Source organism: Sediminibacterium ginsengisoli (assembly GCF_900167075.1).
Taxonomy (GTDB): Bacteria; Bacteroidota; Bacteroidia; order Chitinophagales; family Chitinophagaceae; genus Sediminibacterium; species Sediminibacterium ginsengisoli.
This window is the reverse complement of record NZ_FUWH01000003.1, coordinates 85,346-111,401: the sequence shown is the minus strand read 5'-3', so window position 1 is coordinate 111,401 and position 26,056 is coordinate 85,346. Positions and strand designations below refer to the sequence as shown.

24 protein-coding genes are annotated in these 26,056 nt (G+C 46.1%); 6 read left to right on the top strand and 18 right to left on the bottom strand.

Features of this window, described 5'->3' with window-relative positions; genetic code table 11:
* Nucleotides 1–554 precede the first annotated feature (554 nt).
* Together B5D42_RS06190 and B5D42_RS06185 are read right to left on the bottom strand one after the other, a co-directional pair.
* Nucleotides 555–1,052 (bottom strand): hypothetical protein, encoded by a 498-nt coding sequence (locus tag B5D42_RS06190; protein ID WP_078830600.1) that lies wholly within the window; start codon nucleotides 1,050–1,052, stop codon nucleotides 555–557.
* A gap of 11 nt (nucleotides 1,053–1,063) precedes the next feature.
* On the bottom strand, nucleotides 1,064–1,732 hold the full coding sequence (locus B5D42_RS06185) for a DUF3800 domain-containing protein (RefSeq protein WP_078830599.1): 669 nt from the start codon (nucleotides 1,730–1,732) through the stop codon (nucleotides 1,064–1,066).
* Between the two features lie 398 nt (nucleotides 1,733–2,130).
* Here B5D42_RS06185 and B5D42_RS06180 point away from each other — a divergent pair, with 398 nt between their 5' ends.
* Nucleotides 2,131–2,793, top strand: a complete 663-nt coding sequence (locus tag B5D42_RS06180) for a DUF4145 domain-containing protein (RefSeq protein WP_078830598.1) — start codon at nucleotides 2,131–2,133, stop codon at nucleotides 2,791–2,793.
* A gap of 381 nt (nucleotides 2,794–3,174) precedes the next feature.
* On the opposite strand, the gene B5D42_RS06175 is transcribed toward B5D42_RS06180, so the two are convergent.
* From B5D42_RS06175 to B5D42_RS06165, 3 genes are all read right to left on the bottom strand, one after another.
* Nucleotides 3,175–3,648 (bottom strand): DUF6265 family protein, encoded by a 474-nt coding sequence (locus B5D42_RS06175; RefSeq protein ID WP_078830965.1) that lies wholly within the window; start codon nucleotides 3,646–3,648, stop codon nucleotides 3,175–3,177.
* A gap of 61 nt (nucleotides 3,649–3,709) precedes the next feature.
* Entirely contained in the window at nucleotides 3,710–4,525 is an 816-nt protein-coding gene (locus tag B5D42_RS06170; RefSeq protein WP_078830597.1) for an AraC family transcriptional regulator, read from the bottom strand.
* Between the two features lie 102 nt (nucleotides 4,526–4,627).
* The gene (locus tag B5D42_RS06165; RefSeq protein ID WP_176112923.1) at nucleotides 4,628–5,851 is read right to left on the bottom strand and encodes a TIGR03435 family protein; all 1,224 of its coding nucleotides are present in this window, start codon (nucleotides 5,849–5,851) and stop codon (nucleotides 4,628–4,630) included.
* Between the two features lie 121 nt (nucleotides 5,852–5,972).
* On the opposite strand from B5D42_RS06165, the gene B5D42_RS06160 reads away from it, so the two are divergent.
* Together B5D42_RS06160 and B5D42_RS06155 are read left to right on the top strand one after the other, a co-directional pair.
* Entirely contained in the window at nucleotides 5,973–7,469 is a 1,497-nt protein-coding gene (locus tag B5D42_RS06160) for a sensor histidine kinase (protein ID WP_078830595.1), read from the top strand.
* The gene (locus B5D42_RS06155; RefSeq protein ID WP_078830594.1) at nucleotides 7,469–8,152 is read left to right on the top strand and encodes a response regulator transcription factor; all 684 of its coding nucleotides are present in this window, start codon (nucleotides 7,469–7,471) and stop codon (nucleotides 8,150–8,152) included. Before B5D42_RS06160 ends, B5D42_RS06155 begins: the two co-directional genes overlap by 1 nt.
* 127 nt (nucleotides 8,153–8,279) lie before the next feature.
* Here the strand turns inward: B5D42_RS06155 and B5D42_RS06150 are convergent, their stop codons facing one another.
* The 3 genes from B5D42_RS06150 to B5D42_RS06140 are packed head-to-tail and all read right to left on the bottom strand — an operon-like array spanning nucleotide 8,280 to nucleotide 10,627.
* A complete protein-coding gene (locus B5D42_RS06150) occupies nucleotides 8,280–9,035 on the bottom strand; it encodes a hypothetical protein (protein ID WP_139367015.1) in 756 nt (251 codons plus the stop codon).
* Nucleotides 9,036–9,064: 29 nt separating this feature from the next.
* Entirely contained in the window at nucleotides 9,065–9,484 is a 420-nt protein-coding gene (locus B5D42_RS06145; protein ID WP_078830592.1) for a hypothetical protein, read from the bottom strand.
* 60 nt (nucleotides 9,485–9,544) lie between these two features.
* The gene (locus B5D42_RS06140; protein ID WP_078830591.1) at nucleotides 9,545–10,627 is read right to left on the bottom strand and encodes a serine hydrolase domain-containing protein; all 1,083 of its coding nucleotides are present in this window, start codon (nucleotides 10,625–10,627) and stop codon (nucleotides 9,545–9,547) included.
* A gap of 101 nt (nucleotides 10,628–10,728) precedes the next feature.
* Here B5D42_RS06140 and trmB point away from each other — a divergent pair, with 101 nt between their 5' ends.
* Genes trmB through B5D42_RS06125 form a run of 3 tightly spaced genes read left to right on the top strand, consistent with a single transcriptional unit; the run spans nucleotide 10,729 to nucleotide 12,051 of the window.
* A complete protein-coding gene (gene trmB, locus B5D42_RS06135) occupies nucleotides 10,729–11,433 on the top strand; it encodes a tRNA (guanosine(46)-N7)-methyltransferase TrmB (RefSeq protein WP_078830590.1) in 705 nt (234 codons plus the stop codon).
* A complete protein-coding gene (locus tag B5D42_RS06130) occupies nucleotides 11,417–11,626 on the top strand; it encodes a C1orf53 family protein (protein ID WP_078830589.1) in 210 nt (69 codons plus the stop codon). Before trmB ends, B5D42_RS06130 begins: the two co-directional genes overlap by 17 nt.
* Before the next feature lie 38 nt (nucleotides 11,627–11,664).
* Nucleotides 11,665–12,051 (top strand): MGMT family protein, encoded by a 387-nt coding sequence (locus tag B5D42_RS06125; protein WP_245825584.1) that lies wholly within the window; start codon nucleotides 11,665–11,667, stop codon nucleotides 12,049–12,051.
* A 22-nt stretch (nucleotides 12,052–12,073) separates the two neighbouring features.
* Here the strand turns inward: B5D42_RS06125 and B5D42_RS06120 are convergent, their stop codons facing one another.
* From B5D42_RS06120 to argC, 10 genes are all read right to left on the bottom strand, one after another.
* The gene (locus B5D42_RS06120) at nucleotides 12,074–14,464 is read right to left on the bottom strand and encodes an outer membrane beta-barrel protein (protein ID WP_139367014.1); all 2,391 of its coding nucleotides are present in this window, start codon (nucleotides 14,462–14,464) and stop codon (nucleotides 12,074–12,076) included.
* Between the two features lie 118 nt (nucleotides 14,465–14,582).
* Complete coding sequence (locus B5D42_RS06115) at nucleotides 14,583–15,668, bottom strand: helix-turn-helix domain-containing protein (protein ID WP_078830587.1); 1,086 nt, start codon at nucleotides 15,666–15,668, stop codon at nucleotides 14,583–14,585.
* A 176-nt stretch (nucleotides 15,669–15,844) separates the two neighbouring features.
* The gene (locus tag B5D42_RS06110; RefSeq protein ID WP_176112922.1) at nucleotides 15,845–18,661 is read right to left on the bottom strand and encodes an outer membrane beta-barrel protein; all 2,817 of its coding nucleotides are present in this window, start codon (nucleotides 18,659–18,661) and stop codon (nucleotides 15,845–15,847) included.
* Nucleotides 18,662–18,821: 160 nt separating this feature from the next.
* Entirely contained in the window at nucleotides 18,822–19,559 is a 738-nt protein-coding gene (gene bamJ / locus B5D42_RS06105) for a BamJ family beta-barrel-assembly machinery protein (protein ID WP_078830585.1), read from the bottom strand.
* Between the two features lie 59 nt (nucleotides 19,560–19,618).
* The gene (argH, locus tag B5D42_RS06100) at nucleotides 19,619–20,962 is read right to left on the bottom strand and encodes an argininosuccinate lyase (RefSeq protein WP_078830584.1); all 1,344 of its coding nucleotides are present in this window, start codon (nucleotides 20,960–20,962) and stop codon (nucleotides 19,619–19,621) included.
* 47 nt (nucleotides 20,963–21,009) lie between these two features.
* A complete protein-coding gene (locus B5D42_RS06095; RefSeq protein ID WP_078830583.1) occupies nucleotides 21,010–22,083 on the bottom strand; it encodes a M20 family metallo-hydrolase in 1,074 nt (357 codons plus the stop codon).
* A 3-nt stretch (nucleotides 22,084–22,086) separates the two neighbouring features.
* On the bottom strand, nucleotides 22,087–22,872 hold the full coding sequence (argB, locus tag B5D42_RS06090) for an acetylglutamate kinase (RefSeq protein ID WP_078830582.1): 786 nt from the start codon (nucleotides 22,870–22,872) through the stop codon (nucleotides 22,087–22,089).
* A 25-nt stretch (nucleotides 22,873–22,897) separates the two neighbouring features.
* Nucleotides 22,898–23,860 (bottom strand): N-acetylornithine carbamoyltransferase, encoded by a 963-nt coding sequence (locus tag B5D42_RS06085; RefSeq protein ID WP_078830963.1) that lies wholly within the window; start codon nucleotides 23,858–23,860, stop codon nucleotides 22,898–22,900.
* A gap of 37 nt (nucleotides 23,861–23,897) precedes the next feature.
* The gene (locus tag B5D42_RS06080; RefSeq protein WP_078830581.1) at nucleotides 23,898–25,049 is read right to left on the bottom strand and encodes an aspartate aminotransferase family protein; all 1,152 of its coding nucleotides are present in this window, start codon (nucleotides 25,047–25,049) and stop codon (nucleotides 23,898–23,900) included.
* A gap of 24 nt (nucleotides 25,050–25,073) precedes the next feature.
* Nucleotides 25,074–26,054 carry an N-acetyl-gamma-glutamyl-phosphate reductase gene (gene argC, locus B5D42_RS06075; RefSeq protein ID WP_078830962.1) on the bottom strand — a complete coding sequence of 327 codons (981 nt, stop codon included), beginning with the start codon at nucleotides 26,052–26,054 and terminating at the stop codon, nucleotides 25,074–25,076.
* Nucleotides 26,055–26,056 lie beyond the last annotated feature (2 nt).

Sequence of the window (26,056 nt, the reverse complement as noted above, 5' to 3'; positions counted from 1 at the left end):
ATTGTCAAAGCGGTTAAAGCGGTGGCAAACAGTTCTTATTACATTGTGGGGTGATGAAATTTTTGGCAGACATGCCCTCTTGTCTCGGGGGTGGGGATCACAGGATAAACGTAGTGTAGAGCCTTTATCCGCTGTAAGGCGGGCAAAGACCAGGGTCGACCACTGAACTTTGCGCTATAGCTAACTGCCCCGTGGAGGTTCGATCCCTCCCCCTACAGCTTAACAGCAATCGTAAGAGGCCTCGTAAGTGTAAAAACCTATGGGGCTTTTTTGTTTGCGGTACACCGTTGTTGGTAGCTAACAATGGCAAGCGCTCAAAGCCATATCTAATTGCAAATCAATTCGATATTCGTTTTATTACTAACATGTAACAGGCTAATTGACCGTAAGACTATCTATTGATTTCTTAACACACTTTAAGGAATGGTTTTTGCGTTTTATAGGATGAGCGGCTTGTAATTCTGTTATTTTATGATATCTTTGCACTGCTCATCTTTCCGTTTGGAAGAAGGAGATTGGAAAACGCCAAACCATGAAGTTTGGCGTTTTCTGCTTTATACAAGTTCTGGCAACCGTCTTTTATATTTGCTTTCGATCTTTTTAATGTTTCGCCCCTCTAAGTAATAAGCAGTAAGCAAATAATATTCTTGCCTGTTCCTGTATGGAGCTAGAATGATTACATATTTTTCTTTCACATCAACAATATATGTGCGAATTCCGTCAGTGTCTTCAACGCTAAAGGTCATTATTTCATCCTTTTTTACCTCGTCTGTATGAAATTTTATCCAATGCAATCTAATACTCCTCTGGATCTCAAATTCCCTACTTCGAGTTGCTTGATCCACAATAACTGTTGTTAAATGCCTAAAAAGGGTTTGCATGGGTATATCTTCGCCTTTAATAGGATTTATTCGTTTCCCTCGAAATGTAAATGCAGTATTATCTTCAATATCCCTCTTAAAAATGGAATATAAAGATGCATTTCTATCTCCGGAATTCATATGTGCGATTTCAAGGTGTTGATTATAAACCTTCATTTGATTAAATGGCATAGCTAACGTCTTTACTGCAATTCAATAAAAAATAAGTTTAATTTATCCTCATTCTTTGGGGTAGACCTATCTATCTGATGTTGTGAATGCTTTTGTATTCGATTAATTAAATTGGTTTTCGCTAATACTCTTTTATTTCCTCTTAAATGATACCCGATAGCCCCCATTATAAGATCTGTAATTTGAAGGAATACACTTTCGTTAGAATGTATATTTTGAAGATTTCTAATAACACCAAATTTTGTATGCAAAATCGATCTTAAATGATTGATTTTGCCCGTGCTTAGCGTGTCCTTTATATCGAGATATATATTATAATGACTAAGAGTGTCAAGCTTATGATTTAGAAGCTGATAATACATTTTGTAATAAAACGTATTATAATCTTGGTTGAAATTACTGTTGTTAATTTTTTCTTTTTTAATAACTATAGCTCGAAAAAAGAGATCTGTGGCAAAAAAATAATCAATGAGATCGTTATAAAACCTATGTTGTGAATTAGATACCTTACTCCATTTAATTTCACCATAAAAATGGTGCTGTTCTTTTAACTGTTTAATACGTTCATTATGTTGCCTCATTTGATTATATGGCACACAAACATACCCCAGTAACATATAAGGCATATTGTCATTTTCTAAATGACAACTTTCATCGCAATAGAGATTGTAAGTAGGCATTCAAATTTAAATTTCCATGAAAGTATAAAAAAATTTTACAATATAGCGTGCCGTAATAGAGGTAGGCAAATTGAAATATCAAATTATAAAATTTAATCATTCCAGTTGTTCGGAAGAACTTTCAATTCTCCAAACGGCTTTAAATTCATTGCTTCCGGTCGGTCAGGCCGCTGGGCCTCTTCTTTACGCCAGCGCTTCTTTGGCCTCTATCAAAATGAGCTTCGCATTATTTCCATTACCTTGCTTTTGCCCAACACCGAACTAAGAGTGCAGATGTACTAAACAATCTCCAAAATCGGTAAATAATAGCTTTGCTTTAAGATTTACGGCTTAGATTAACGATATTATTAGAGAAATGATATTTAAGCATGTCAATCAAAACTGATAAGAGTTGATTTATGAAAGAGACACGAACAACCCAAAGAATTTCCTTAAAAAAAGCTGTTATCACGCATTGCAATAACTGTAATCGAGATACAAAGCATCGTGGAGTTTTTATCTATCGAGTAACCCATAAAATGGAATCTGCTGACTTTCTTGCTGATTATATGATTCTTGAATGTGGCGGCTGCGAAACGGTTTCGCTATGCAAGAGAGAGTATCTATATGATGCATTGGAGGACGAACCAGAATACATTGATTATAATTCATTGACTTCTGAAGGATTCGAAGTCGAAGACTTTACTTTTTTACGTGCAGATGATCAAGAAATGCTTCCGAATAAAATTTATGAACTATATGAAGAAATTAGAACGCAGTTCATTACTAATTCAGCATTGATGGCGGGCGTTGGTTTACGTATGATCATTGAAGCTGTTTGTCTTCAGCAAAAGATACCAGGTAGAAACCTTCAACAAAAGATAAATCAGCTTAATGAGCAAGGACTAATTTCTAAACAGGAATTGCCTATTCTTGATAAGCTACGTGTAATTGGTAATGATTCGGCACATAAAATAAAATCTATGTCAATTGATAAATTAGCATATGCGCTAGATATTATTAATCACATCCTCAAGAGTATATATGTATTGCCAAAAATAAATAAGAAGCTTAAAATTTAAAATCATAAAGCAATGCCACACTGTTGGTGATGAGGCCACCACAGGTGTTCGGAAGAATTTAATACATCTACCAGTCTTTGCAGAGGTGCCTCTTTGGGTTCGGTGCCCAGCGAAGCGTAGGTAATCGAAATGATGCGCAGCACATTTCGATAGAGGCCAAAGAAGCGACGGCGCAAAGGCGAGGCCCAGCGGCCTGAGCGACAAATGCCCGGCACCTGCCTGAAAGTTGGAGTTGATAAGCATCTTTAAGAATGGTAAGTCCGTGCTGCGCTGAGTCCCCTGCGGGAGACATCAGCGGAGAAGAAATATTGGATTATTTTCTTCTAATTCGCAAGTCATTAGTTTTTTTGCTCAATATAATAAGCTCATGCTATGAATGCTCTATTTTAGACGCCTCATCGGAAACTCCTGCCTCCTTTCCTTCCCATTCATCGCTCCCGAAATCTCCGCTACCAACTCATTCTGACTAATCTTTGTATAACTGATCCTTTGCGGAAAATCATGCTGCAGATTTTCAAAAACCATTTTTGTATCGGACAACTCCTTTAATGCAAAACGAACCGGTAACCCGGCATTCTGGTTTTTAACGGTCGGGATATAAAATAACTTGCCACTTTCTTCTGTCAGCCGGATATTCTCGAAAACAGCAGTATCCTTTCCCCTGATCGCGTAACTTTTTCCCGCAAGCTCATGGTCATTGATCCTGCTCCAGTTTTCGTATATGCTGCCCTTGGGCGTTTTGTTTTCCCAGGTTCCGGTGAGCCAGCTTATTTTGGTCATATTGTTTTGATCTGCTGCTGTCCAGCTGCAAAGAATCATTAATACAATTACTGTAAAAAGAATGCGTGGTTTCATATTTAGCTTTTGAACAAAATTGCTGATGCCTGGTTTTCTGAAATTGTAAGAATGCGACACTTTATTGTTCCCTGTAAAACAGCCTCGACATTTCAAGGTGCTTTCCAAAGAACTTCCCGGGCGTTAGACCTGTGAACTCTTTGAAATCTTTTATAAAATGTGCCTGGTCGTAATATTCACCTTCATAAGCCAGCTCTGTAAGACTGGTGCATCTTCCGCGCAGCAGCATGTGAAGCACATATTGCAGCCGGATGGTTTTCGATAATTGTTTCGGACTTAACCCGATAGCGGCTGCAAACTTCCGTTCCAGCTGACGGCGGTTGATATTTGTCTGCTCAGACAGATCGTTTATATTCAGTTGTCCTTTTGCAGCAAATATTGTTTCAACCGTCGATTTTACAACCTGGTCAATAATGTCTGCATGCATGAACCTGTTCAGGAGAAATGCTTCAACCGTTTTTATTCTTTCTTCAGTGGTTACTGCCGTTAAGATTTTTTGTTCAAGTTCAAGGCCGGCTTGGCCGAACAGTTTTTCAAGCGGAACCGCTTTGTTTTCCATTTCTTTCAGCGGAATAGTTGCAAAAGGCGTGAAACCGTTGGGTTGAAAGCGGACTGCAAAAATGCCCGTGTTGCCTGTGGGTTCTATTTCAAGCGGAGCTGTCAGCTGGCCGAAAACAAAAGCGGCTGGCTGAATAATACTGCTGCCATCTTCCACGTATTGCCGGTACAGATCGCCATGGTGAAAGATCATTTCCATGCAACCATCGGGAACAATGGTTTGCTTCTGAGGTGTTTCTTTGGATGCGTATTCGAGTGTCCAGTAACATTTGATCACAGCGCTTAAATCGGGAGCCGGATCAAATGTGTTGTACTGCATGGTGTATTATTGAATGAAGGATTCTGCTTATCAAGTTAAATAAATTCATGCAGAGAATAAAAAAGCCGCCCGTTTAAGGCGGCTTCGCTCAGATAATCTGCGCTATTTATAATAAACAATCACCGGCATCTCGCGCTGTGCTTTTTCAAGTACCAGCCCCAATGCGTCTATCGATTTACGTATACCTTCCGTGGTGCGGAGTTCCACACTTGTTTTGATGTCGTAATAACCTGTCAGGCCTGTTTCATCAAGTACCGGAAGTTCCATTTCATTCGAAAGATAATTACCTGCGAAATCGGCAAGGCGCTGCTTCGTTCCCTCAAACCCGCGGCCGCTGAAACCATAGGATGAATTTTCTGCGGTGGATGCTGTAAAGCCAATGGTTGCCCCCGGCTTCTGCTTCAGCACATATACATCCAGCATGCGTTTTTCCTGCCTTACTTTCACGGGTAAGAACTGGTTCAGGTATTGCTGCAGTATGGGATAGAACTGCTCTTTCTGTGATGAATCCACCAGCAGATCCACGCAGTAGAATGCGTTTTTGTTGTTCATGTCGTGACCGTTCACTTCCTCCTTTTTCACAGATGCATCGTAAAACTCCTGCTTACCATAAGTCTTGATGCCATAGGCCGCACGGTACAGGTTACCTATACCAACATTGAACCAACTGGCCCGCCTGTCTTTGAACCATGGAATGTCGAAATATACTCTTCCCATTGGTCGCTGTCCAACCTGGTACCCCCTGATGCTGAAACTATGCTTCGTTAATGAGTCTACGCCAAAAGGATCGCCGGCCGCCTGTATTTTCGGTTCATTGGTCTTCGCATTGCTCGCAACGGTTTCACCTTTTAACAGCTTGTCGATCAGCCGCTGGTTAATGGAATCCGTACGTACCACAGCTACAATCATTTTATCCGGACTGATAATGGCGCTATGCCCCACGCTGGCCAGGTTCAGCATTTTGTACAGCTGGTAGGTGGTGTCTGTAGCAAGCCAAAGCCCGGATGGTTTACTGGCCAGGTATTTTGCCTTCCTGCCTGCATCGTCATCGGAAATAGCTACCACGCGGATCCTGTTGTTCTTCACCTGCAGTTTTGCCAGTGCATCCATTTCAGGAATACAGGGGCTGCACCAGGTTCCCCAGAAATTGAGGATATAGAATTTGTTGTCTTTTTCCCCGTTCAGGAACAATGACTTTACAGGAGCATTGCTGATCTGTGTGATCATCACATCGGGAAAGCGGCTGCCGGCAGCAAGCATGGTCTGCTGTGCGGGAACTTTCAGCACCGCGTATGTAAGCAGCAGAAGGAAGCATATCTTTTTCATAATCTTGATTTTGATACGAAGTTTGATCATCTGCATCATTCCGGGTGTTAAGTGCGGTTACACTTTGTTATCGTTTGTTAACGGCCTGTAAACTCCGGTCCCTGGTTTTTATCTTTATACCATGACAAAAAACCTCCGTGTTTTACTGGCCATCTGTCTGATCGCAATTGCGGGTGTAATTGTATTGCAGTATGCATGGATCCGGAGTTATTATAAAACCACCCGGTTCAACTTTGAAAGAGAAGTGAACATGGTATTCGAAGATGCTGTTAAAAAAGAATTCCAGCTTCGCTGCGATACCATTGAACGGCTGCTTGTGCTACAATTGATGGACACTTCCGCTTTCCGCATTCACAGTAAATACAACGCTTCCCTGAAAACGATGGTGCAGGTTATTACCAATGCAAAAAACAATAAAGACCAGACTTCATTCAGTACATCCGAACTGCCGGATTCTTTGCGTGCGGAGGATACGGCCTACAGGAGAAAAATAGCATTACGTTATGCGAAAAATCTCCGGAGCGAAGACCTAGAAAAACATATAGTGTACTACAGAACCCAGAACCTTGGCGAGTTCCTGAATGAAAAAGTGAGGCGTTACGGGTTTGATACTTCAAGATTACGAACCGTGCTCAGTCAATACCTGCTCCAGCATCATATCCGTAGCAGTTTTCATTTTTACACCAGCAAAAATGACAGCACCGTACATTATGCTTCATTGCCGGATTCCCTGTCGGGGAAAGGTGTTGTGATTACACGCTCTTCGCCAACGTACAAATGGTGGTCGCCGGAGGAGCAATATGTACGCGCTGTTTTTCCTAACCCGGTTGGTTATGTTCTGTCGCAGATGAAATGGATACTGGGCGGGGCGCTCCTGCTGATCCTGCTGGTGGCCTGGTGTATCGGCATGCTGATCATTGCGCTGCTGCGCGAAAAAAGACTGTCGCTGATCAAGAACGATTTCATCAGCAATATCACCCATGAGCTGAAAACGCCTGTGGCTACCATTTCAGCGGCGATAGAATCTTTGCAGGGCAATAACCTTGAAAAAGAAAAATCGGATCGTTATTTATCACATGCCAGGAACGGAACGGAGAAGTTGTCAATGCTCATTGATCATATTCTCGATATTTCCTTCTATGAAAAGAACAGCATTGCCGTTCACCCGGAAAAAATAATGATCAGCAACGCGATACAAACGATTGCAGACGATTTTATCACCACGTCAGGAAAGCCGGTCAGCTATAAATATTCCGGCGATCCGGACAATGATGCGCTGATAGCAGACAGGCAGCTTTTTATGCAGGCTGTCTGCAATGTGATAGACAATGCCATTAAATATTCCGGCGATACTGCGGATCTGTGGGTCCGGTGTTATAAGGATGATCAGTACATCCATATCGCCTTCACAGATAAAGGAATGGGCATTGATGCGCAATCATTACCGCATGTATTCGAAAAGTTTTACCGCGAGCCGCGAAAAGAACATGCTGTAAAAGGGTATGGACTTGGCCTCAATTATGTACAGGCCATCCTGAAAGCGCATAACGGAAAAGTTGCCGTCATCAGCACTAAAGGGAAAGGTACTACCGTAACTTTATCATGGCCGCTGCAATAATGGGAAAAATACTTTTCATAGAAGATGAAGCCGCACTTGCGGAAATTGTAAAGGAGAACCTTGACGCAAGCGGCTTTGAAGTATATCATGCCGCCACGCTTTCAAAAGCAGCAATATTGTTGCGGCAGCATCAACCGGATATCATTATTGCCGATGTAATGCTTCCCGATGGCGATGGGTTTGAATGGATTGCCGCACTCCGTAAAACGGATCAGAGCACCCCGGTGATTTTTCTTACCGCGCGTTCGCAAACGGCAGACGTATTAAAAGGATTTGACACCGGCGGAAACGATTATCTTAAAAAACCATTCAGCATTGCCGAACTGATCGTAAGGGTAAATGAATTACTGAAAAGAGAAAATAAAAGCCGGCCGGCGCAGACAGAAATTTTCACGTGGGCAATAGGCCAATATTCATTCCTGTATCCTGCCGGAGAACTGCAGTCGGGCAACGAAAAACTATTATTGACTTCACGCGAAGCAGACCTGCTTCAGCTGTTATTGCTGCATCGGAACCAGCAGGTGAGCCGTAACGATATCCTGAACAGGCTCTGGGATAACACGGATTATTTTTCCGGCCGCAGCCTCGATGTATTCATTTCCAAACTGAGACGATACCTTGAGAAAGACAGCTCCGTGAAGATCATTAATATCCGGGGTGTGGGGTATAAGCTTGTTTATTAATGGCGGATAAAGGCATGCTGGTCAGGCGACCAGCATGGGCAAAATACTCACCAAACAAACCGCCCCCGGTTTGTACCCTCACTTCGCCCTCACCCCTATATTAAGTTCTGTTAACCTTGTCACCCTATTAAGATCCTGTTTCCTGATGATCAGAGAATGGGGTTACGCCTATCCAATAACTGCCATCATCAACATAATCTGCACTTCGCCAGTTTTCACTTTTATAATAAGCATCTCCCAGCCCCGGCGCATATTTTGGGATAAGAACAGACCGGTCGAAAATAGCTTCAAAAACAGTTTGTGGCGCCTCGTCTGCGTAGCCTGTTGTTAAACCGCGCAAGGGCTGCCTGTATACTTCGAATGGAACGAAACGATAGTCACTGTATTCTTTTTCTATAGCATCTGTCAGTTGCTGAAATGCTGTTGCATATTCATGTACAGGTGAAATAATCATGCAGGTCGTGCTGCGAAAATGCTGTTGATCCACAACAAGTGCACTATTATCCTTGCCAATAACGGTATAGAACTTTCCTGCGATGCTGATGAAAAAATGCAGTTCTTTTGTACGTGTGAAATTGCCGCTTACCTGTTTTTCAAGTGTAATAAACGCACTGAAGCTGGGTGCTTGTCCGTAAGTTGTGCCTTGCAGCGGCAAGCCTGTAATCTCTGCAACCTGGTCTGTAAAGTTATTCCAGCGGGTAAAGAATATTCCGTTGTCGTAAAATTGTTCAGCAATCAGCGTTGAAAGCGTTTGCGACGCGGGACAATGATCGGAGTCCGTTGTTTCTTTTTCGGCATCGGCAGGATAGCACATTTGGATGGCATTCTGTATTTCGCCGAAATCGAATTTCTTCAGCTGAAACATATATTTCGTTTCCTGCAAAATACAAAAGTTAATACGGTATGCAACCGTTATGGTATGCTGATCGCAACATATTTATCTCTGGTCACACCTTCTGTAACCTGGTGATCCAGGATGAGCGTTTCCGCAGACAGCTCACTCACTTTTACTGTTTCCGTAACGGTCTGACAACCTGAAACGATATCGACCCGGCCGCCAGGGAAGGACTGGTAGGTTCCTGTACAATTGCTGATAATGCCCGGGCCGGCCATACGTTTGTCGTATTTGCCGCTGGCAGTAAATTCAAGCGTATGCGTATAACTTTCCGGAACATCGTGCCATTGAAAATCACCGCCCATCAGGTAGCCGTTAAAAGTGGCAATCAGCTTCCACTTTTTATGGAGTGATATATTCTGATTCTGTTCTTTGCTGCAGGAAAATTGCAGCAAAGCCAGGCAGCCGGGTATTAAAATTCGGATAAAGCTTTTCATGTCAGCAGGTTTGCAGTACGCCCAACTGACACGAGCCCTGTTATTATCGTTGCATAAATGTTATTTCACTGCTTTATCCACCAGTTGCTTTAATTGTTTGTAACGTTGATTACGGCCATCATTTTTGATATAATAGGTCATCAGAAAACCAGCGTAGCCTCGTTCATTATCGATCCAGGGGAAGCTGCCGAATAAGCCGGGACTTGTGACCGCATTTGACGGACTTATATTATCCATCACCCATTCACCGAAACCATAACCGAAATTTCCGGCTTCTGCGGGCGCGTAGGCGACCTTAACATCGCCTGTGATCCTGTTCACCTGCATGTCTGCAACTGCTTTTTCAGAAAGTATGCGTTTGCCGCGGAACATGCCTTTGTGAAGGATCATTTCGAGAAAACGGATATAATCATTTGGGGTACTGATCGCGCCGCCTGCGGGTAAGGCAACAGGGCCTTTTCCGAAATCGGTACCGGTCATGCCCAGCGGAACGGCAATACGTTCTGTGAATAACTGTTCAAAACTTTTACCGCTGATCTTTTCAATCACGGCACCCGCAAGCTGAAGGCCGGTATTGCTGTAGTGAAATACTTTTCCGGGCGTGCCTTCCATCGGTAACATTGCAATTCTGCGAACTGCATCATCCATACTGGTCATGCCGCGCATATCCTGTAATTCATCCTTGAGCTCGGCAGCTTTGATGCCGGTCATATGGGATAAACACTGGCTGATAGTGATATTGCCTTTGCCATTCTGGGTCAGTACAGGCAGGAATCTGCCAACAGTATCGGACAGGCTGAGTTTGCCTTCGTCTATAAAAGTCATCACAAGTGCCGCGCTGAGCCATTTGCTGCAGCTGGCGATGGGCTGACGCGTATCGGGTGTATAATCCTCAGTGTTGGCTTCTTTTCCCTGTCGCCTCGCAATAGCGCGGTTGATCAGTTTCTGGCCGGCACGCATATCGTTCACGGCTTTGGTGTAGATCAGTTTCCCGTCTTTATACACCACCAGCAGGCTCCGTCCGCCCATATTACCGGTCTGGGCGCTGAGCCAGCGGTCAACATCGGAAAAATTGTTCTGAGCAGCGGCTGCGCAGGCAAAACCGGCCAGGATTACAAAGAGGAATAAACGGCTGAGTTTCATGGGTTGCATTTGCTTTTATTTACAGACGGTTAAATATAACAAATAGGATACCAAAACCCGCTGAAGCGCATCCGTCAATTCTGTATTAACTTTGCCGGTTCATGGGACAGAAAAAACTCATCCGCTTCGAAGCGATACGATCATTTAAGAATGTGCTGGAATACCCGCAGGAGATGCAGGGCAAATGGAAGGAATTCTTCGGCAACGAAAATCCCCTTACGCTGGAGCTTGCCTGTGGCAAAGGCGAATATGCCGTAGGATTGGGGAGATTATACCCGCAGCGTAATTTCATCGGGATCGATATCAAAGGCAACAGGATCTGGCGCGGTGCCAAAACCGCACTGGATGAGGGACTGGATAACGTGGCGTTTGTAAGATCGCATATCGATAAGATCACGGATTATTTCAAGCCAGGTGAAGTGTCCGAGATCTGGATCACATTTCCCGATCCGCAACTGCGCGAATCAAGGGCAAAGAAAAGACTGACACATCCAAAGTTTTTACGCTTATATCAGCGTATTCTGAAACCGGGCGGGCTGGTACATCTTAAAACAGACAGCCCCGATCTTTACCGCTTCACCCGGCTGGTGATCAGCATTTTCGGACTGGAAGTGGAAGCAGCCTCAGACAATATCCATGCAGATGGCGACAACATGAAGCCTGAACTGAAGATCAAAACACATTACGAAGGACTTGATATTGCGCAAAGCAACCGGATTCATTACCTGTCATTCCGCACCGATAAAGAACTTCCGGCAGAAAAGGACGAAGTGCTAAAACAAATGCTCAGTGGCACAATTGACTGAAGGCGTTGATTTTTATTACGAGAACGGCTTTATGGTACTCACCGAAAAGTTTCATCTCGATAAAGGCTATTGCTGCGGGAATGGCTGCAGGCATTGCCCATTTAATTATGAAGCCGTGCCCGAACCCAGGCGCAGCAACCTGATTGCGCAACGCAAAGAACAGCAGGCGCAGGACAGCGATGAAGAACGTTAAACGTCTGATTGCGTAAATTGCCGGATAAATCTTTTCCGGTGGCAACAAAAAAAATCACAGAGAAGCCGCGTGTTGTGATGCCCGACGGCAGCAGGGAGATTTCCTTCTTCGATCAGGTATACGATGTGGTAAGGCAGATTCCCAAAGGACGTGTTACATCATATGGTGCCATTGCCCGTTTTCTCGGCAGTGGTAAAAGCGCCAGAATGGTGGGCTGGGCCCTGAACGGCGCTTCTGCCATTAAACCGAAAGTTCCGGCCCATCGTGTTGTGAACAGTGCCGGTCTGCTGAGCGGGAAAGCCCATTTCGCTACGCCAACCTTAATGGAAGAACTGCTTGCCAAAGAGAAAATCAAGGTGCTGAACGAAAAGATCGTCGATTTCGATAAAAAGTTCTGGGATCCGGCTGCAGAACTGGCTTTGTAATCTGCTGTTCATTCTTCCGTCATCAGTTTCCCGCCCTTCTTTCTTCATCGCTGATCTTTCTTTCCGTACGCTTATAATTGCTTTTGCCGAAACGATAGGCAACGGTAAATACCATTCTGCGTGTGGCATTAAAATGATTCAGGCGGTTATTGATGATCTCTGTTTCCCGGAATATAAGCCGTGCTGTATTGGTATAAAAAAGATCATAGGCATTCAGTACGGTATTCAGGCTGCCGTTGAACCATGCTTTCTGTATTCCCGCATCAAGCGAGCCGTTGGACCTGATATAGTATAAACTATTACCACTGTTCGATCTGTAGCGATAAGTAAGATCGGCCGTAATGCCTGCCGGGAGACTGAAGACCTGGCTGCCATTCAGTGTAAAATCGGCAACAGCTATTGCATAGGTTTTGCCGAGGTAAGGCATCTGCTGTTTCTGGTAGTTCATAGCAGCAGTCTGGCTTATTTTCCACCACTTGGCTACGGAGAAAGAATAACGGGCTTCCAACGTGGCAAAGTCGCTGTAAGGCAGGTTGGTTCCGAGATACAGGAGTTCGTTGGTAATGCGGTTGTATTCCGGATAACGTGTCATCAGGTCTTTTTCACGACCAGCGGTAACACTTGCACTGAAAGCTTTGTTGGTATATAACAGCTGCGCAGAAGCAGTAACCGAGGGCCGCAGATAAGGATTGCCCACCCAGTAATTCAGCGGACTGAAATAAAAGCGGAAAGGATTCAACTGATCAAAGCCAGGACGTGTAATGCGTTGCGAAAATGCAAGACTGATCCGCTGACCGTTATTGATACGATACCCACCGCTGATGGCCGGAAGCCAGTTCAGGTAATTCCGTTCAAACAGATCATGTTGTGCAGAAGAACCTGCATGGGTTTTGGTATGTTCCGCCCGCAGGCCAACCCGCAGATCGAAACGGTTTTGCTGGTATGTGTAAGCGGCGTAAACAGCGCTGATATATTCCCTGTAATTGAAATCATTGGTACGAAAGGCATCGTGTACAAATACCTGCTGGTTGTTCAGCGTATCGTACTGAAGATCGTTGATGGTTCGTATATACGCAAACCTGGCACCGGTTTCCAGGTGCCCGTTACCCAGTTGCAAGGTATGATCCGCCTGTATGCTACGTGTATGTGCATCATTTTTTAACGCGGTTTTCCAGTAACTGTTCTGCTGCATGGTTTCCGCGTTGCGGATGATGATGTCTTCATTGCGCCGGTTACCGGTATGACTCACGGTAGCCAGTATGCTGAATCTTTGTTTTTCCGATAAGCGGAACTGGTAATAAATATTCAGCGCTTCATTGGCCTGTACAGGATCGTATAAATTGGATGTTTGCTGCCGCCCGGTAATATTGATATGTCCAGGATCATAAAAAGTAAGCGTGTTGCGGCTGTCGGCCCGGCGGTTGGCCCGGTATCTTCTGAAAGTTACCGACAGATCCTGTTTTGATGAGATCGCAAAGTCCGCACCTGCTTCCAGCGAAAGATTGTTGTTGTTTGTCCGGGTCAGCGTATGTGTTGCCATGAAATTGGTATTGGCAAGTTGTTGCAGAGCAGTGTAGAGATAATAATCATCACCTTTTACATATCCTGTTCTGAAGTGATAGGCAGTTTTTGATGTTTTATAGGATAACTGCAGGCTATTATCTGCCGAATAGTAAAAATGCCTGCGTAACGAGCTGCTTACAGAACCTTTCCAGCCGAGCGACTGATCGCGCCTTAACCGGATATCGATAATGGCTTTGAACTGACCATCGTACTGCGCCGGCGGATTGGAAATGATCTCTATCTTTTCGATCATTTCCGGTAACAGACCGTTCAGGTACGCCAGCGATTCTTCCGGGCTCATGGGAACATGCCTGCCGTTGATGAACAACGCCGGAACATTCCTGTTACTGACCAGCAGGGCGCCATCCGGACCGATACTGATGCCGGGCGCTTTCCGGAGAATGTCCATCACATTCACAGAGGTTTTGAAAAGATTATTACCGTTGATCTGCAAGATGGTGGCTAGTGCTGTCTGACGGATAGCGGCTCTCTCCGCGCGAACAGTTACTTCATTCAGATTCTTTTCTTCCTCTCTGAGCCGGATCATTCCCGCATCGGTTATAGGATTTCCTGCGTAGACGGAAAGAGTAGAACTGTGAGGATGAAATCCCAGCATGGAAACTTTCAGGAGATAAACGCCGGCCTTCATATCGCTGAACTCAAACCGGCCGCTTGTATCTGCACGGGTTGTTTTCAGAAGCGCCGAATCACCGCCGGTATGGATCGATACCTGTGCAAAGGAGGCAGGTTCGCCGTTACTCCCGGTTACAGTTCCGCGAATGAGGGTTTGTGCCTGAAGCAGGATGGAATGACATAAAAAGAAAAGAATGCAGAAAACAGATTTGTTCATAAAGCAGAATTTGAGCGTTTGCGTATCAGTGCTCAAAACTGCTTTCTTCCAGGGCCGGGTAAGTCCTGATCTCTTTTTCCGGGCGTACGGATTTAGAAATCCGGACTATGATAAATTATTAACTGATTGATAATGAATGATCTTTTTCTGACAGCATATTTTCCTTATACAGATTCGGTGTAGTGCCTGTGATCTTTTTGAACGCGGTATAGAAGGTCGATTTTGAATTAAACCCAACTTCATAACCGATGGATTCCAGCGAATAGGGATGCCCTTCTGTGATCATATCGCAGGCTTTGCCGATCCGGAAACCGTTCACATAGGAAGTGAAGTTTTTGTTCAGGCCTTCATTCAGTAATTGTGAGAGCTGATGTGAAGGAATGTTCATATGCCTGGCCAGTTCGCTTACCGTGAGATTGGCATTTTTGTATAATTCTTTTTGCTGCATCAGCTGCCCGAGCGATTGCAGCATGGCTTCCATATTGGCGCCAGGCATTTTTTTGGGTGTCGTTTTAGCAGGCAGGAGGTAAAAATCACCCGCGGCCTGGTTGAAATAAAGGCGGATAAAGATCATGCTGTACAATACAATGGAAAAAATAACCGCGCCGCCATAATAGGTTTCACAGATATCCCGGAACAAAAGTGCAATTACAAATGAGAAACAGATCAGCACATTGGAACCGTAAATACCCAGCAGCCATTTTTCAGCAGAACGAAGCGGGTTGGAAGTGCTACGCAAACGCCCGAACAAAGACCGCAGCATCACACCGGCAGCCACCACATAAATGATCCAGACAGCATAGATAAACCTGATGATATAAAGGCCCCACAATGCACGATGCGTGGCGTAAGGAAAGACCAGACCGAACAGAACAGCTGCCCCAAGCCATAACGACAACTGCCATCTGGCACGCTTCGAATGCTGTGGTGCAGGTTTTACAGATGACTCTGCAAAAAAGAAAAGCGCAGGCCCGATCATCAGGCAGGCGGAAAGGCCAACCTGGAGATAAATGACCGGCAGATTGGAATTGAAATAGACCAGCACTGCTTTGCCGATCCGCAGGCTCAGCGCTGCAAGCAGAATGCCGAGATAGAATCCCGGGATCGTTTTTCTTTTTGAAAGGAACAGAAAATACACGGCAAGCACCAGCCCGTTAAAAGCACCAATGGCACCGATAAAGAAAAGAAGGTATTTGCCGTCCATGAATAACTTGTAGTTGTGATCTGTAAATATAATTGCTGTCCTTTTTCAGCAACGATTTAAAAATACCTTTTTAGCTGTTAGCGGCCTGTTATTTTGGTTGGACGGTTTCCGCAAATAAAAACTCCCATCCTGGAAAGGACGGGAGTATGAATGTACATGAGAAAAAAAGAGTTGAATTAACCGCCTGCGCTGAATGAACGGATCACAACGTTTGGCCTTGATGAAGCCGCCTTGTTCAGCCTGTAGGTAAAGCCAAGCAGGAAATAGCGTTGCAATACATTATAGCGGGTGTCTTCGATATAGTTCTGGTTAGCGCTGCGGTTGATGCCCTGGTTCTTGTTCAGCAGGTCAAATACGCTCAGCTTCACTTCTGCACGTTTGCCTTTCAGAAAACCTTTTGCCAGCGATGCATTCCAGAAAGGGACCTGGATGTTGAAACCATCTGCACGGCCACTGTTCACTGTATAGTTGAACGTGTTGTTCAGAATAAAACCGAAAGGCAGGTAAGCCGTTGCATCCATGTTATAGGTCTGCTGCAAATAATTGGTACCGAACTGTGGCTGCAGCGAGTATTTCGCCTTGCTGATGTTCAGACGGGCAGAAGCCTGCAGGTCCAGCACGTTCTCTTTTGAAAAACTCCAGGTGAAAGACGGGCTGATGCTTGTGTTTTCAATATTGTTCTGCTGGCCGTTCAGGAAACTGATGGTTTTTGTGTAGTTGGTCCCCATACCCAGCTCAAACCTGGATCTCAGTTTTTTTACGGCAAAACCATAACTCGCATTTCCGAAAATGAACATCTGACCATTTGCGTTCACCGGCATACTGGTACGGATACCATTGATCACCTGGTCTGAGTTTACAATGGCATTGTTTGTTTTTGCCACATTGATGAAGGCAAAGAAATTGCGCTGTGTATAAGTATTGGCTGAAAAATAATTCAGCGATACAGATTGCATGTAACTGCGTTTCAGGTTAGGGTTACCCGTATAAGTGTTAAGCGGATCGCTGATGTCTTTGATCGGCTGTAACTGCGAAGTAGATGGCTGGGTTACGGAAGTGTTCATATTCAGCGACAGCGAACGCGATGTGGCAAAACGATACTGGAAACTTGCATTCGGTAATACATCCGTAAATGATTGCCTGATGGTATTGTTATTGGTATTGTTGATGCTTTCCAGCCTTGTTGCTTGCATGGTAGCACCACCGCTGAAAGTGAATTTAGGCTGGTTAGACCTGAGGTTCAGGCTGCCGCCGCCATAGTTGTAACGGTTGCTGAAATCATTCGTGAGCAGGAGGTTTTCCTGGTCGTACTTGCCGGAACCACTGTTGTAATCGTAGGTTCTCCGGTCGCTCTCGCCCGTGTTGGTATTGTAGAATGCAGTTGCTTCAAGCAATGATCTTTTACCAATAGGTTCGGTATAAGCAACATTCAATCCGAAGTTGCGGGTAACGGCATTACGTGTATTCTTCTGGTTGATGATCGAATCCTTCAGGAATACGCCGGCGTTATAGTATGTGTTTTTTGTGTTCAGATCTCCGTTCTGTTTGCTGTCGTTATAGTTGGCCGTCAGCGTTGCAGAAATGGTCCGGCCTTTTTTATTGGTACGCTGACGATATAATACTGTTCCGCCCATATTCAATGCTTCGGAATGCGTGCGGCTGTCGGTAAAACCTTCGTTCAGTTTTACGTTGTTGTTATCTGTAGACAGGAAGCTGTTATGCGTACGGCTGTCGTTCTGCTGCGCTGTGATCAGCGGTGTGAATTTGATCGCAGCAAAACTGTCAATTTTCTGATCGATGGCGGCATTCCAGCGTTGTTGTTTGCTGTTGCGTGTGGTATTGCTGTTGGATTGGTAATTGAATCCGCCGTTACCAGCCAGGTTCTGGCGGTTGGTAGAACGATCTGTATTGAGACTGATATCGCTCATCATACCGCTGGTGTTCAGATCTGTTTTCTGATTCCAGTTATTGTTGTAGTTAACACCGCCTGCAAAAGTACGTGCAACACCCTGCTGGTTTTGTCCCAGGCCGGTTACAGGAAGACCGTTATCTTCCCCGCCAACATTCCGGATGGTGATACCTCCGCCACCGGAGCGCAGACCGCGAGAAAGATCGCCGGAAAAATTCAGCACGTCAGACAATGTAAAGCCCTGCCTGTTGGTATTGTTGGCCATACCCAGGAACGACAACTGCTGATCGCCGTTGAACTTGTTGATATTGGTCTGGCCATCGTATCGCTCTTTCGTGCCGGCACCTGCGGTAACACGGCCGAACAATGCATTGTTGCGATCTTTCTTCAGTTTCAGGTTCAGGGTTTTCTCACTCTGTCCATCGTCTACACCAGTGAATTGTGCACGATCGCTTTTCTTGTCGAAGAGTTGCACTTTATCGATCGCATCTGCATCCAGGTTCCTGGTAGCAAGCTTCGGATCGCCGGTAAAGAATTCTTTTCCGTTCACAAGCACGCGGTTGATGCGCTGGCCATTCACACGAACGGTACCGTCAGGATCAACGGTCATGCCCGGCATTTTCTTCAGCATATCTTCCACCACTGCATTCGGTGCGGTTTTGAAGTTTTCGGCATTGAATTCAACCGTATCGTTATTGATGGTAACCGGCGGACGTCTTGCCGTTACGGTTACATCACCGGCATGTGTCAGGTCGGTCATGATCATCCGGCCCATATCCAGGTGTCCGCCTTCCGGCATTTCAATCTCTTTCCAGAGCGGAACATAACCTACATAAGAAGCGGAAAGCAGGTATTTACCTTTTGAAAGTGAAGGAATCTTAAAGTTACCGGAAGAATCAGCCCTTACAAAGCTGATCAGGGTAGAATCTTTGGCGTTTACAATGGAAACCGTAGCATAAGCCATACCGCGGTTAACGGCTGTATCATATACAGAGCCTTTGATGGCCGGTATTCTTTCCTGTGCGGAAAGTGTTGCTGTAAATGACAACAGTAAAAATAAGGTCAGGGTAAGGAGGCGATACATAACCATTTAGTTTTAGAGTAACCAAAAGTAAATGGGGTGTTCTGCACCGGCGGTTAATCAACTTTGGCTTAAGGTTAAAGAAGGTTAAAGATGTATCAGATAAAAACAAAGGGTTGAAGCACATCGCTTCAACCCTTTGTAACTGTAACTGGAAATTATATTAATCGCCTTTCTCGATGCTGATCAGCTCAACTTCAAAGACCAGTGTGGAGCCCGGTGCGATCACAGCGCCTGCAGCCCTGTCGCCGTAAGCCAGGTCAGAAGGAATATAGAGTTTCCATTTGCTGCCAACGGTCATCAGCTGCAGCGCTTCCTGCCAGCCCCTGATCACGCCGCCAAGCTGGAAAGTGATCGGTTCGCCTCTTTCAACAGAACTGTCGAAAACAGTGCCGTCTGTAAGGGTGCCGTGGTAATGACAGGTAACCCTGTCGTTCAGTGTTGGTTTGCTGGTATCGGTACCTGCCTTGATCACTTCATACTGTAAACCGCTGGGGAGCGTTACCACCCCGCTTCTTTTGCCATTGGCGGCAAGGAAAGCCTGTCCGGCCTTTTTGGCAACAGCCGCTTTTTCACCGGATGCTTTCTGCTGGTATTCGCCGATGCATTTATCGAGCACAGCATCGTCGAGCATCAGTTTTTTGCCCTGGAGCACATCGGCCATGGCTTTCTGCAGCACATTCATGTTCACGCCTTCAAAGCCCTGACCTTTCAGGTTCTGTGCGATACGTACACCGAGTGCATAGCTTGCGCTGTCCTTATTATTCTTATATGAGGTAACTGCTGCGGTTGCGGCTGGTTTTGCTGCGGTGGTTTTTGCGGCAGCAGCAGGCTTTTTCACCTGGGCAAACATTGTTCCGATGCTGCACACACCGGCCATTAACAGGATCGTTCTTTTCATTTTACTTGTATTTGAAGTGGCCAAAACAACAATTTTTATCTGATTGTGCCAAGAATCGTTTATGCGCCGCCTGAAGCGAGCAGCTGATCAATGGCCTGGTTTACTTTTTCAAAGCCGAAATCCTGAACCGTATTTTTCATCATGCTGCCGATCTGTTCGTTGCAGAGGTTGCCGATGCTGCCTTCGTGCACATGTGCCAGGCTGGTATCATAAGTGAATTTTCCTTCTTCGATAGCCATTCCCACCTGTTTGTATGCATCACGGAACGGAATACCCCGGAGCACCAGTTTATTCACTTCTTCCACGCTGAATGCATAACGGTATTTTTCTTCCTCCATAATACCAGTGCGGATGCTGATGTTCCCGAGCATCAGGGTTGCCATGCGGATACAGTCTTTCAGCGTGGTGAATGCCGGGAAAAGATGTTCTTTCAGCAACTGCAGATCACGGTGATAACCGGAGGGCAGGTTGGTGGTCATGAGCATGATCTCATTCGGCAATGCCTTGATGCGGTTACAGTGAGAACGGATCAGTTCAAACACATCAGGATTCTTTTTATGCGGCATGATGCTGGAACCTGTAGTGAGTTCCGCCGGGAAACTGATGAAGTCGAAATTCTGGTTCAGGTAAAGGCAGGCGTCCATACTCATTTTCGCAAGGGTATCGGCTACATTTGCCAAAGCCATTGCGGTAATACGTTCTGCTTTACCGCGACCCATCTGCGCATACACCACGTTGTAATTCAATTCGGCAAAACCCAGGAGTTTTGTGGTGAGTGTTCTGTTGATAGGGAAGGAGGAACCATAACCTGCTGCAGAACCCAATGGGTTTTTATTAACCACTTTATAGGCAGACTGCAGCGTCAGCATATCGTCTGTAAGGCTTTCCGCATAAGCGCCGAACCAGAGCCCGAAAGAAGAGGGCATTGCCAGTTGCAGGTGTGTGTAACCAGGCAGTAAATGGTCTTTATACTTTTCACTCTGGCTGATCAGCAGTTCGAAAAAAGGCTGTATTTCCTTAACCAGCAATGCGATCTCATTGCGGAGAAAAAGTTTGATATCTACCAGCACCTGGTCGTTCCGGCTTCGCGCGCTGTGAATTTTCTTGCCTGCATCGCCCAGTCTTTCCGTGAGCAGCATTTCTACCTGCGAGTGTACATCTTCCACGCCCGGCTGAATGCTGAAACTGCCATCGGTCGTTTGCTGATAGATGTTGCCGAGTGCTGTTAATATTTGTTTTACTTCTTCTTTATTGAGCAGCCCCACTTCTGCAAGCATAGTTACATGGGCCATAGATCCCAGCACATCAAACGGCGCCAGCTGCAGGTCAAATTCGGGATCCCTGCCTACTGTGAATGTTTCAACAGCGGTTGATACATCAGTGTTTTTTTGCCATAGTTTCATAATCGGATGCTTTAAGCGGCTGCCGGACTAGCCCAGCCAATATACTGTTACAAAATCTGGTTGAGCAGGCTGATATAAAGGCCAATGCCTTCCTCTATTTCAGCCGTATAAATATATTCATCTGCTGTATGACTCCGCGCTGAATCGCCCGGACCCATTTTCAGCGTTGTAAATGGCATCAGCGCCTTGTCTGAAGTGGTAGGCGAACCATAACCGGTTCTTCCCAATGCAGCTCCTGCTTTTACCAGCGGATGATCTGTGCCGATGGATGTAGAACGCATGCGCAGGCTTCTCGGTTGCACATCTGCATTTACCTGTTCCCGGATAGTCTGCAACACTTCTTCAAACGTATAACATTCGTTTACACGCACATCTACCACGAATTTGCAGACCGGCGGCACCACGTTATGAGCTTTGTTCTCTGTTTCAATTACCGTAACGGTCATCTTTACCGGGCCGAGCAAGGGCGACACTTTTTCAAACTTATAATTCCTGAACCAGTCTATTGCATCCATTGCTTTATACAGCGCATTCTCACCTTCTTCTCTTGCAGCATGACCGGCTTTGCCATGTATGGTTACATCCAGTACAAGCAGCCCGCGTTCGGCAAGTGCCATCTGCATGAGCGTAGGTTCGCCCACGATGCCGCAACTGATGGGTGGAAGTTCGGGTACGAGTAATTCTATCCCCTGTCTTCCGGAGATCTCTTCTTCTGCCGTAGCGGCAAATACCAGATTATAGGCCAGGTCAGTACGTTCATAGTAATACAGGAAAACAGCAAGCAGCGATACGAGCGATCCGCCGGCATCATTACTGCCCAGACCGTATAAACGTCCGTTCTCTTCCAGGGGTGTAAACGGATCAAGCGTGTATGCTTTGTTCGGTTTTACGGTATCATGATGTGAATTGAGCAGCAGCGAAGGTTTTTGGGCATCGAAGTGTTTGTTCACCGCCCATACATTGTTCATCAGCCTGCGAACGGGAACGTTTCTTTGTTCGAGGAACCGTTCCAGCAGCAAAGCGGTCTGGTCTTCCTCGCGGCTGAAAGAAGGTGTGGCGATGAGTTGTTTCAGTAAACCGATCGCATCTGCTGCGTATGTAGAAATATCAGGGTGCTGCATATATTATTCCTCTTGAATGGTGGTGCCGGTTTCGCCGCTGATCAGTTGCGGCAGTTGCTCGGCTTTGCCGATGATCACTTTGCGGACACCGCTGCGCAGGGCAGAAAAAGCGTTGTCCAGTTTAGGGATCATCCCTGCAAAAATCAGCTTTTCTGCTTTCAGACGCTCATATTCAGCAGGATTGATGGTTTTGATCACCGTAGTATCATCTTCTGCATCCAGCAGCACTCCCGGTTTCTCAAAGGAATAAACCAGCGTTACCTCGTAAGCATTGCTGAGTGCCCGCGCAATTTCCTGGGCAATGGTATCTGCATTGGTGTTAAGCAGCTGCCCCTGGCCATTATGTGTGATGGGTGCGGCCACAATAGTGATGTTCTGAGAAAGCAGGTTGCTGAAAAGTGTTGTATTCACTGAGTCCACATCCCCTACAAAACCGTAATCGACCTGCTGGCCTGTACGTTTATGTGCGAGGATAGCGTTACCGTCGGCGCCGGAGAGACCGATGGCGTTACAACCTGCCAATTGCAGCTGCGCCACAATATTCTTGTTGATATAACCGGCGTACACCATGGTTACGATCTTCAGTGTTTCGGCGTCGGTAATGCGGCGCCCGTCTACCATTTGCTGTTCCACACCCAATGTGGCTGCCAGTTTGGTTGCGAGTTTACCGCCGCCGTGTACCAGTACTTTATGGCCTTCCACGGCAGCAAAAGATTGCAGGAAACCGGCTAGCCTGTTCTCATCGTCGATGATGTTGCCACCTATTTTTATAACTATTAACTTGGCCACAGCAGAATGTTTTAGGTAAGATAGATTATTGATGCTGAAGTATGGAGGCGAGTACCGCCTGTGCTGCCCAAACCCTGTTACCGGCCTGTTTGGTTACGAGGCTGTGTGTGCTGTCGAGGATCTCGTCGCTCAGCTCCACATTTCTTCTTACAGGTAAACAGTGCATTACTTTAGCCTGGTTGCTTACAGCGAGCTTTTCTTCGGTCAGCATCCAGTTGGGGTCGTTCTCGTAGATCTTGCCGTAATCGTTGAAGGTGCTCCAGTTCTTCACATATACATAATCTGCATCCCTGAGCGCTTCGTCCTGGTTATGGGTGATGACGGCGCCTTTTGTGAATTGTTCAGACAACTCATAATCCTGCGGGTGTGTGATCACGAAATCGGCTTCGCCCCATGCATTCACCCACTGGGCGAAACTGTTGGCCACACATTGCGGCAACGGTTTTACGTGAGGTGCCCAGGTGAGTACGATTTTTGGTTTCCTGGCCAGCTGGCGCAGCGGCAGATCTTCCTGTATGGTAATGATATCTGTAAGTGATTGTAACGGGTGCAGCGTGGCGCTTTCAAGGCTTACCACCGGCACACCGGCGTACCTGATGAACTGGTGGATGAACATCTCACTGTAATCGTCTTCCCTGTTTTTCAGCGAAGGAAAAGTACGGATGCAGAGGATATCGAAATACTGGCCGAGTACCGGTGCGGCATCCTTGATATGTTCAACGGTACTGCCACTCATGATGGCGCCTTCTTCAAATTCTAGGGCCCAGCCTTCTTTGTCTACATTGAAAACAATAGCTTCCATGCCCAGGTTACGTGCAGCCACCTGTGTGCTCAGCCTTGTGCGCAGGCTGGGGTTGAGAAACAGCAGCCCGATGCGTTTGTCGGCTCCGAGATGCCTGTCGGCAAAAGGATCGGCTTTATAGGCCAGTGCTTTTTTTACCAGCTGGTTGATGTCTGTTACGTCCTGAACCGAAATGAATTGTTTCATACTCCGCGCCTCTTTATTGGTGATGTTGGTTGTTGGATTAATTTGTTTTTGCCTGTATTCCTGCAATGGCTGTTTTAAGCGCATTGAGAAAATCCGTTGCCAGTTCCCTGGTCAGCGCCAGTGATGGCAGCAGGCGGATCACGTTTGGTTTTGCTTCTCCGGTGAAGATCCTGTGTTCATGCAGCAGTACTTTCCGGAGGTCTTTTAAAGAATCCGGTACTTCAAAACCGATCATCAGGCCTTCGCCACGTACATTTTGGATACCGTGAATCTGTCTCAGTTCCTGCATCAGGAAGTTTCCTGTTTCGGATGCGTTCTTCATCAGTGCTTCCTGTTCCATTACTTCCAGTACGGCCAGTGATGCCGCACATGCCAGCTGGTTACCGCCGAATGTGGTCCCGAGCATACCGTGTTTAGGTTGTATGTGCGGAGCGATCAGGATGCCGCCCACCGGGAAACCATTGCCCATTCCTTTGGCCATCGTATAGATATCTGCATTTACACCGGCACGGTCGTGAGAAAAGAATCTACCGCTTCTGCCGTAACCACATTGTACGCTGTCTGCGATATACAGCGCGCCATGATCATCACAAAGCTGGCGGATCCGCTGCAGGAATTCTGCTGTGGCAATATTGATACCACCTACGCCCTGCATACCTTCAATGATCACAGAGGAAATTTCATTTCCGTGTGCTGCAAAGCAGGCTTCAAGTGCTGAAGTATCGTTGAATGGAAGAAAGATCACATTGTCTGTTTCGTTCACTGGCGCAACAATGGCAGGGTTATCCGTAGCCGCTACAGCAAGTGAGGTTCTGCCATGAAACGCTTTACGGAAAGCAACGATCTTTTTCCTGCCGTTATGAAAGGAAGCCAGCTTCAGCGCATTCTCATTGGCTTCAGCGCCGCTGTTGCAGAGAAAGAGCTGGTAATCTTCCTTGCCGCTGAGATCACCCAGTTTTGCTGCCAGTTGCTGCTGCAACGGTATGATCACTGAATTGGAATAAAATGCAATCTGTTCCAGCTGCGTTTCTATTCGTTTTACCCAATGCGGATGCGTATGACCAATGCTGATCACGGCATGCCCGCCATACATATCAAGGTACTGAACGCCCTTGTCGTCCCATACATAAGAACCCTGTGCTCTGACAATGGAAATATTATTGAGTGGATAAACGTCGAATAGCTTCATCTTGCTTGCTGTATTTGATACCTGTTAAAAATAATTTGCTTTCAGTTTCAGTCCGGTTGTTTCATCGAGACCGAAAAGAATGTTCATGTTCTGTACTGCCTGTCCGCTTGCGCCTTTTAAAAGATTGTCGATAGCGCTGTGAACTGCAATTTTGTTGCCCTGTTTTTCAACATGCAGCAGGCATTTATTGGTGTTCACCACCTGCTTCAGGTCTATCATGTTATTGCTTACATGTGTAAACGCATGCTGCTCATAATACTGAACATAGAGTTCGCGGATGGCTTCCAGCGGAAGGCCGCAGTCTATGATCGAAGTCACATAGATCCCTCTTGTAAAATCACCGCGCCATGGAACAAAATGTACATGCATGCCATCGTTGCCCTGTAACTGCTGCAGGCTCTGGTGTATCTCGTTGATATGCTGGTGCTGCAGTGTCTTGTAAGCCTGGATATTATTGGCACGCCAGCTGAAATGCGAGGTGGCGCTGAGTCCCTGGCCTGCGCCGGTAGAGCCTGTGATGCCTGTGGTATACACATCGCCGAGCACGCCAGCCTGTGCCAGTGGCAGCAGGCCAAGTTGTATGGCAGTAGCAAAACAACCCGGATTGGCGATATCTGATGCAGACTTAATGCTTTCACGGTTCAGTTCCGGAAGACCGTAAACGAATGTGCGGCCTGCGGCTATGGCATTGGCACTGAGCCTGAAATCCTGAGAGAGATCGATCACTTTTACATGCGGAGCGATTTCATTCGCAGCAAGGAATTTGGCCGCATCACCATGCCCCACGCATAAGAACAGCACATCCACGTCATTACTGAATGTATCTGTAAAACGAATTTCGGTCTCACCAAGCAGGTCGGCATGCACTTTACTCACCGGATTGCCTGCATTACTTGTGCTGTGTACAAAAGCGATCTGCACTGCCGGGTGATTGATCAGCAGGCGGATCATTTCCCCGCCCGTATAACCGGCTCCGCCTATTATGCCTGCTTTAAGCTGTTTCATGG